Here is a 7,722-nt window from a genome sequence, read left to right as displayed (position 1 = left end):
GTATAGGCGCGGGTCCGGGCCTGGACCGCCCGGAAAGGGGCCGGAGCACGGACTGTCGGGGCGGGTCATTATGATCGGTGCCGTTTTATTGGGGTGAGTGTTAACACGGGGGAACTCAGGTGATCATTGACGGGCGGTTCCGCGGGCCGGACGGGTCCGGGAACGGCGGGTATGTGGCAGGGTGCCTCGCGGGGCGGGTGCCGGTCGACACGGTGACGGTGACGCTGCGGCGGCCGCCGCCGCTGAACACCGAGCTGACCGTCACGGCGGAGGACGAGCGCGGGCGCAGCGCGCGGCTCTGGGACGGTGAGGTGCTGATCGCCGAGGCGCTCGCGGGGGCGATCGTGGTGCCGCCGATCGTTCCCGTGCCGTTCGCGCTGGCGCTGGAGGCCGCGGAGAAGTACCGGGCGGCGGAGAGCCACCCGTTCCCCGGTTGCTTCGTGTGCGGGCCGGACCGGGAGCCGGGCGACGGGCTGCGGCTCGAACCGGGGCCGGTCGCGGACGACATCGTCGCCGCGCCGTGGGTGCCGGAGCGGGTGCCCGAGCGGGAGCTGGTGTGGGCCGCGCTGGACTGCCCCGGCGGATGGTCGTTCGGCGTCGCCGAGCGTCCCGCCGTGCTCGGTACCATGACCGGCCAGGTGATGGACGTGCCCGAGGCCGGCGAGGAGTGCGTCGTGCTCGGGTTCGCGCGCAGCCGCGAGGGCCGCAAGATGCACGCGGCGACGGCGCTGTACGGGGCGGACGGGAGGCTCCTGGGCCGCGCCGAGCAGATCTGGATCGAGATCGACCCGGAGCGTTTCGGACGCTGATCCGGCACACCGGCGGCGGCTCCCCCTGCGGGGGCGGCCGCCGTTCGTGTGTCAGGGGCCGGTGAAGAGGGGGTCCTCGCGGTCCGCGCCGTTGATGGGGCGGGCGCGGTTCTGGGGTGCGGCTCCGGGCAGCGGCGTGTTCCCCGTGTTCGAGCCGGGCAGCGGCGTGCCTCCGGTGTTGGAGCCGGGCGTCCCGTTGGGGACGGGCGCGCCGAGCGGCATCGGGGAGCCGGTGCGCGCCGCGGGCTGCGGCACGCCCGGGGACGGGCCGGGCGGCATCGCGGCGGGCTGCGGTCCCGTGCCATGCGGGTGCCCCGGGGGCGGCACCGGGGTTCCGCCGCCGGGCATCCGGCCGCCCGGCGGGACGCCGGACGACAGCGTGCTGTGCGTGAACTGGTCGATCTGGCGGCGGGCGCGGTCGGCCTCGGCGCGGGCGGCGTCGCGCTCCTCGGCGAGGGCGGTGAGGGCGGCCTGCTGCTCGGCGACCGACTGCGACAGCTGCCGGAGCTGGACCGCCTGGTCGCCGACCTTGGCGGCGAGCTCGTCGCGCTCGGCCGTCGCGGCCTTGGCCTGCGACTGCGCGGTGTCGCGTTCCTTGGCGGCCTCCTCGGCACGCGCGTTGGCGCGCACGACCTCCGCCTCCGCCTCGGACTGCGCGCGCTGCGCGGCGGTGCGCTCGGCCTCGGCCTTGCTGGCGGCCTGCATGGCGCGCTGCCGCTGCGCCTCGGTGTCGCGCATGGCGGTGCGGAGATCCTCGGCGCCCTGCTTGGCGACGGCGGCCTCGACGCGCTGCGACTCGGCGGCGCCCTCGGCCTCGGCGAACCTGGCGTGCAGGGCCACCAGCTCGGCGCGGGCGTTCTCCAGCGCGGCGAGCAGCTCGGTCTCGCGGGCCGCGACGCGGTCGCGCTCGCTCTCGGCGGCCAGCTTCGCGGTCATCGACTGCTGCGCGACCTGGTGCGCCTCCTCCCACGCCTGCTGCGCGGCGTCGCGCTTGGCGGTGGCGAGCCTCGCCTCCTCGCGGGCACCGGACGCGTCCCGCTCGGCGGTCTCGGCGCGCTGGCGCGCGGACGTCGCCTCCTGCCACGCCTCCTCGGCGCGGCGCTGGGACGCGTCGCGCTCACTCTGCGCGACGGCGAGCTCGCGGGCGGCCTCGGCCCGCACCTCGGCGACGCGCCGCTCGACACCGGCGACGCTCAGCTCGGACGTCAGCGAGTCGGCGAGCACGTCGGCGGCCTTCTCCAGCCGTTCGACCATCTCCCATGCCGAGGAGACCTGCCCGGTGAGGCCCGGCGCGTCCCGGCCGCGTTCGCGGCGGTCGCGCGCCTCGCGGGCGCAGGCGCCGTCGTTGTCCTGGCAGTGGCGGACCGCGCGGACGGCGCCCACGGGCTGCGGGACGGGCCGCCCGCAGTTGGCGCACGGCCACACGGTGACCGGGTCGCCGATCCGGGCCACCGCCGTCTCGGCGGATTCCCCGTCCCCCGCGCCTTCGGAGACCGCGCCCCCCGGGGGAGCCGCGGCCTGCTCCTCGCGGCCGCTATTGTCGCGCTCTTCGCTGTTAGGCATGGAATGAACCATACGCACTGATTCGAGTTGCTGCAGTGACTTGGGTGGTAGATGTGGGGGTCCCCACGTGCGGTTCAGTGAGCGAAACGATCGGTCGCGGCGATGAGCCGGTCGCGGGTGCCGGGCTCGGAACCACCGTGGCCGGCGTCCTCGACGATGTGGAACTCCCCCTCGGGCCAGGCGCGGTGCAGATCCCAGGCCTGATCGGGCGGAGTCTTCATGTCGTAGCGGCCGTTCACGATGACGGCGGGGATGTGCCGGATGCGGCCGACGCCCGCGAGCAGGCCCCCGTCCGGGAGGAAGCCGCCGCGGGAGATGTAGTGGTGCGTGATGCGGGCGAACGCCAGGACGAGGGACTCGCCCAGGTCGGGCGGCGGGACCGGCAGGAGCGTGTTCGCCGCGAGTTCCCAGCCGATCCACGCCCGGGCGGCCGGGAGGTGGACGGCCGGGTCCGGGTCGCCGATGCGGCGGCCGTAGGCGGCGAGCAGGTCGTCCTGCTCGGCGGGCGGGATCGCGTCGCGGAACTCCGCCCACTCGGCGGGGAAGATATGGGCCGCGCCCGTCGGGGTGAACGCCCACGCCTCATCGGGCGGGCGGACGAGGTACACGCCGCGCAGCACCATCTCGGACACGCGGCCCGGGTGCGCCTGCGCGTAGGCGAGGGCGAGGGTGCTCCCCCAGCTGCCGCCGAACACGAGCCACCGGTCGATGGACAGGTGCTCGCGCAGCCGTTCCATGTCGGCCACCAGATGGGGCGTGGTGTTGTGCTCCAGCGACACCTCCGGGTCGCCGGCGTGCGGGGTGCTCTGCCCGCAGTTGCGCTGGTCGAACAGCACGATCCGGTAGGCGGACGGGTCGAAGAAGCGGCGGAAGTCGGGCAGCAGTCCGCCGCCCGGCCCGCCGTGCAGGAACACCGCGGGCTTGCCGTCCGGATTCCCGCAGGTCTCCCAGTAGATCCGGTCGCCGCCGCCGACGTCGAGGTGCCCGGAGTCGTACGGTTCGATCGGCGGGTAGAACTCCCGATATCCCATGGGATCAGTCCTACCGGATGGCGATCATGGCCGCGCCCCTGATCATCCCCCGGATGACGGAACTCAGGTGCACGCTGTGCGGGAGCACGAAACTTCAGCAGGGGTTCATCGAGGACTCCGGCCAGGCCGCGCGCGGTTTCGCCCGCTGGGTCTCCGGCCCGCTGGAGCGGGGCCTCCTCGGGAACGCGAAGCTGTTCGGGCGGCCGCGCTGCAGGTGCATGCGTTCCGGTGCACCGAGTGCACCCACGTGGAGTTGTTCGCGTACGACGCGGACTGACCGGGGTCCCGGGTCAGAGCTGGGCCATCGCCTTGCGGATGCGCTTGTCGGAGACGGGGAAGCGCGTCCCCAGCTGCTGGGCGAAGAGGCTGACCCGCAGTTCCTCCAGCATCCAGCGGACCTGCCGCGCGGGCTCCTCCTCGCGGCGGGCCGGGTGCAGGCGGCGCAGCGCCTCGTCGTACTCCCGCGCCAGGGCGTCGGCCTGGTGGGCGAGCATCCGGTCGCGGCCGGGGTTCTCGGGGAGCTTGTCCAGCCGGATCTGCAGTGCGCGCAGGTAGCGGGGCAGGTCGGGCAGCCGCGCCCATCCGGTCGCCGTGACGAACCCGGGGTGGACGAGCGCCGTCAGGTTCGCGCGGATGCCGGTCAGGGCCGGGACGAGCGCGAGGCTCGTGGTGCCGCGCAGGCGCCGGTCGACCTCGTGCGACTCGGAGAGGATGCGCTCCACCAGCCCGACGACCTGCTCGGTCGCGTCGTGCAGGCCGGCGCGGACGCGGTCGTCCAGGGCGCGGAAGCCGTCCTCGTCCCAGGCGGGGCCGCCGGCCTCGGCGATGAGCCGGTCGGCGGCGGCGGTGACGCAGTCGTCGAAGAGCGCGGCGACGGAGCCGTGCGGGTTGTGGCTGAGCGCGAGCTTGCCCTTGTTGGTGAGGCGGCCCTGGACGAGCTTCACCGGTGACGGCGCGTTCAGCAGGATGAGGCGGCGCGTGCCGAGCCACATGGCGCGGCGCTGCTCCGCCTCGGTCTCGTACATGCGGACGGCGACGCTCACGCCTTCGTCGGTGAGCGCCGGATACGCCTTGACGTCGTAGCCCGCCTGGTTGCGCTCGTAGGTCCGGGGCAGCTCCCCGATCGTCCACTCGGTGAGGCCGGTGCGTTCGATGGTGGACGCGGCCTTGGAGAGCGTCCCGCGCACCTTGCCCGCGAGTCGGCGTTTCAGCTCGCCGAGGTCGGTTCCCTCGCCGAGGGAGCGGCCCTTGTCGTCGACGACGCGGAACGTGATGCGCAGGTGGGCGGGCAGCCGGGACGCGTCCCACGCCTCCCGCGCGACGGGGACGCCCGTCATCGCGGTCAGCTCGCGTTCCAGCGCGTCCAGGAGGGGCTCGGTGCGGGGCGCCACGCGGTCGAGGATCTTGCGGGCGTAGTCGGGCGCCGGGACGAAGTTGACCCGCAGTTGCTTGGGCAGCGACCGGATCAGCTCGGTGACCAGTTCGGCGCGCAGGCCGGGGACCTGCCATTCGAAGCCGTCCGGGCGGACCTGGTTCAGGACCTGGACGGGCACGTGCACGGTCACGCCGTCGGCGTCGGCGCCCGGCTCGAACTGGTAGGTGAGGCGCAGGCGCAGCGCGCCCTGCTTCCACACGTCCGGGTAGTCGGCCTCGCTGACGCCGCCGGCGGTCTCGTTGATGAGCATCGACTTCTCGAAGCCGAGCAGGTCGGGGTCGGAGCGGCGGGCCTTCTTCCACCAGGAGTCGAAGTGCCGCCCGGAGACGACGTCCTCGGGGATCCGCTCGTCGTAGAAGTCGAAGAGGGTCTCGTCGTCGACGAGGATGTCGCGGCGCCGGGCGCGGTGCTCCAGCTCCTCCACCTCGTCCAGGAGGGCGCGGTTGTCGTGGAAGAACCGGTGGTGGGTCTCCCAGTCCCCTTCGACGAGGGCGTGCCGGATGAACAGCTCGCGGGACAGCGCCGGGTCGATGCGGCCGTAGTTGACGCGACGGTCGGCGACGATCGGAACCCCGTACAGCGTGACCTTCTCGCGCGCCATGACGGCGGCCTGCTTCTTCGACCAGTGCGGCTCGCTGTAGTCGCGTTTGACGAGGTGCTCCGCGAGCGGCTCGATCCACTCGGGCTCGATCTTCGCGTTGACGCGGCCCCAGAGCCGGGACGTCTCGACCAGCTCGGCCGACATCACCCAGCGCGGCGGCTTCTTGAACAGCGACGACCCCGGGAACACGGCGAACTTCGCGCCGCGGGCGCCGAGGTACTCCTGGCCGCGGCGCTGCTTGTCCTTCTTGTCGGTGTCGGCGAGCCCGATGTGCGAGAGGAGGCCCGCGAGCAGCGAGACGTGGATGCGGTCGGGTGCCGCGTCGGTGCCGTTGAGCGTGACGCCGAGGGCCTTGGCGACCTGTTTGAGCTGGCCGTGCAGGTCCTGCCATTCACGGATGCGCAGGAAGTGCAGGAACTCGCTCTTGCACATGCGCCGGAACGCGCTGCCCGACAGCTCCCGCTGCTGCTCGCGCAGGTGGTTCCACAGGTTCAGGTAGGCCAGGAAGTCGGAGGTGGGGTCGGCGAACCGGCGGTGGCGTTCGTCGGCGGCCTGCTGCTGCTCGGCGGGGCGTTCGCGCGGGTCCTGGATCGACAGCGCCGCGGCGATGATCAGCACCTCGCGGACGCAGCCGTTCCCGTCCGCCTCCAGGACCATGCGGCCCAGGCGCGGGTCGACGGGGAGCTGGGCGAGGCGGCGGCCGAGCGGGGTGAGCCGTTTGCGCGGGTCCTTCTCGGACGGGTCGATGGCGCCCAGCTCATGGAGCAGGTCGACGCCGGCCTTGACGTTGCGGCGGTCCGGCGGCTCGACGAACGGGAACGCGGCGATGTCGCCCAGCCCCAGCGAGGTCATCTGCAGGATGACCGACGCGAGGTTCGTGCGCAGGATCTCCGGGTCGGTGAACTCCGGGCGGGACTCGAAGTCCTCCTCGGAGTAGAGCCGGATGCACACGCCCTCGGACACGCGGCCGCAGCGTCCCTTGCGCTGGTTCGCCGACGCCTGCGAGACCGGCTCGATCGGGAGCCGCTGCACCTTCAGGCGGTGGCTGTAGCGGGAGATGCGCGCCGTGCCGGGGTCGACGACGTACTTGATGCCGGGGACGGTCAGCGACGTCTCGGCGACGTTCGTCGCGAGGACCACCCGGCGCCCGCGATGGGCCTGGAACACCCGGTGCTGCTCCGCCGAGGACAGCCGCGCGTACAGCGGCAGAACCTCGGTGGAGCTTCTCGTCCGGGTGAAGTGCTTGGTCAGGGCGTCGGCGGTGTCGCGGATCTCGCGTTCGCCGCTGAGGAAGACGAGAACGTCGCCGGGGGCCTCGCGGCCCAGCTCGTCCACCGCGTCCACGATCGCCTGGATCTGGTCGCGGTCGGGGTCGGCGGACGGGTCGTCCGGGTCGGCGACCGGCCTGTACCGGACCTCCACCGGATACGTCCGGCCCGACACCTCCACGATCGGCGCGCCGCCGCCGTGCCCATCGGGGGACGATCCCCCGGCCCCCCCGAAATGCTCGGAGAAGCGCTCGGGGTCGATCGTCGCCGACGTGATGACGACCTTGAGGTCGGGGCGCTTCGGCAGGATCTCCTTGATGTAGCCGAGGAGGAAATCGATGTTCAGGCTGCGCTCGTGCGCCTCGTCGATGATCAGCGTGTCGTACTGGCGGAGCAGCCGGTCGGCCTGGATCTCGGCGAGCAGGATGCCGTCCGTCATCAGCTTGACGAGCGTGTCGTCGCTGGAGCGGTCGGTGAAGCGGACCTTGTAGCCGACGGTGTCGCCGAGCTCGGTGCCGAGCTCCTCGGCGATGCGGTCGCCGACCGTGCGGGCGGCCAGGCGCCGCGGCTGGGTGTGGCCGATCGAGCCGAGCACGCCCCGGCCCAGCTCAAGGCAGATCTTGGGGATCTGGGTGGTCTTGCCGGAGCCCGTCTCGCCCGCGACGATGACGACCTGGTGGTCGCGGATCGCGGCGAGGATGTCGTCCTTCTTCTGCGAGACCGGGAGCTGCTCCGGGTAGGTGATCGCGGGCACGGCGAGGCGCCGCCGCTCCACCCGCCGCTCCGCGGCCTCGATGTCGGCGGCGATCTCCTCGGCGACCTTCGCGCGCCGTCCGGCGTCGCGCGTCTTCTGCGCGCCGTCGATCCGGCGGCGCAGCCGGTGCTGATCGCGCAGCATCAGCTCGGGCAGGCGCGCGCGCAGGTCGGCGAGCGGCGATCTCACAGGCGTCCTCATAGGCATCGACAAGGATAGGGTTCCAGGCCCTCGGCACCGCGCAACCCACAACCCCCGCAC

Annotated in this window: 4 protein-coding genes; 1 reads left to right on the top strand and 3 read right to left on the bottom strand. The window is 73.1% G+C overall.

The window, feature by feature from the left end; translation table 11 throughout:
* Nucleotides 1–119: 119 nt before the first annotated feature.
* Nucleotides 120–809: a hypothetical protein gene (locus E1281_RS34510; RefSeq protein WP_131883910.1), complete on the top strand. Its 690-nt coding sequence runs from the start codon at nucleotides 120–122 to the stop codon at nucleotides 807–809.
* Nucleotides 810–860: 51 nt separating this feature from the next.
* On the opposite strand, the gene E1281_RS34505 is transcribed toward E1281_RS34510, so the two are convergent.
* The 3 genes from E1281_RS34505 to hrpA form a co-directional block, all read right to left on the bottom strand.
* Nucleotides 861–2,372: a chromosome segregation ATPase gene (locus E1281_RS34505; protein ID WP_243717707.1), complete on the bottom strand. Its 1,512-nt coding sequence runs from the start codon at nucleotides 2,370–2,372 to the stop codon at nucleotides 861–863.
* Nucleotides 2,373–2,446: 74 nt separating this feature from the next.
* Entirely contained in the window at nucleotides 2,447–3,403 is a 957-nt protein-coding gene (gene pip / locus E1281_RS34500) for a prolyl aminopeptidase (RefSeq protein WP_131883909.1), read from the bottom strand.
* Nucleotides 3,404–3,693: 290 nt separating this feature from the next.
* On the bottom strand, nucleotides 3,694–7,662 hold the full coding sequence (gene hrpA, locus E1281_RS34490) for an ATP-dependent RNA helicase HrpA (protein ID WP_131883908.1): 3,969 nt from the start codon (nucleotides 7,660–7,662) through the stop codon (nucleotides 3,694–3,696).
* Nucleotides 7,663–7,722 lie beyond the last annotated feature (60 nt).

The organism is Actinomadura sp. KC345, assembly GCF_004348515.1.
GTDB lineage: Bacteria > Actinomycetota > Actinomycetes > Streptosporangiales > Streptosporangiaceae > Spirillospora.
The sequence above is the reverse complement of the archived record's forward strand: the minus strand, read 5'-3'. Positions and strand labels throughout refer to the sequence as shown.

Excerpts from the sequence above, each read along its gene's own strand:
- E1281_RS34505 (WP_243717707.1), bottom strand. The coding sequence starts at position 2,372 with ATGCCTAACAGCGAAGAGCGCGACAATAGCGGCCGCGAGGAGCAGGCC.
- pip (WP_131883909.1), bottom strand. The coding sequence starts at position 3,403 with ATGGGATATCGGGAGTTCTACCCGCCGATCGAACCGTACGACTCCGGG.
- hrpA (WP_131883908.1), bottom strand. The coding sequence starts at position 7,662 with ATGAGGACGCCTGTGAGATCGCCGCTCGCCGACCTGCGCGCGCGCCTG.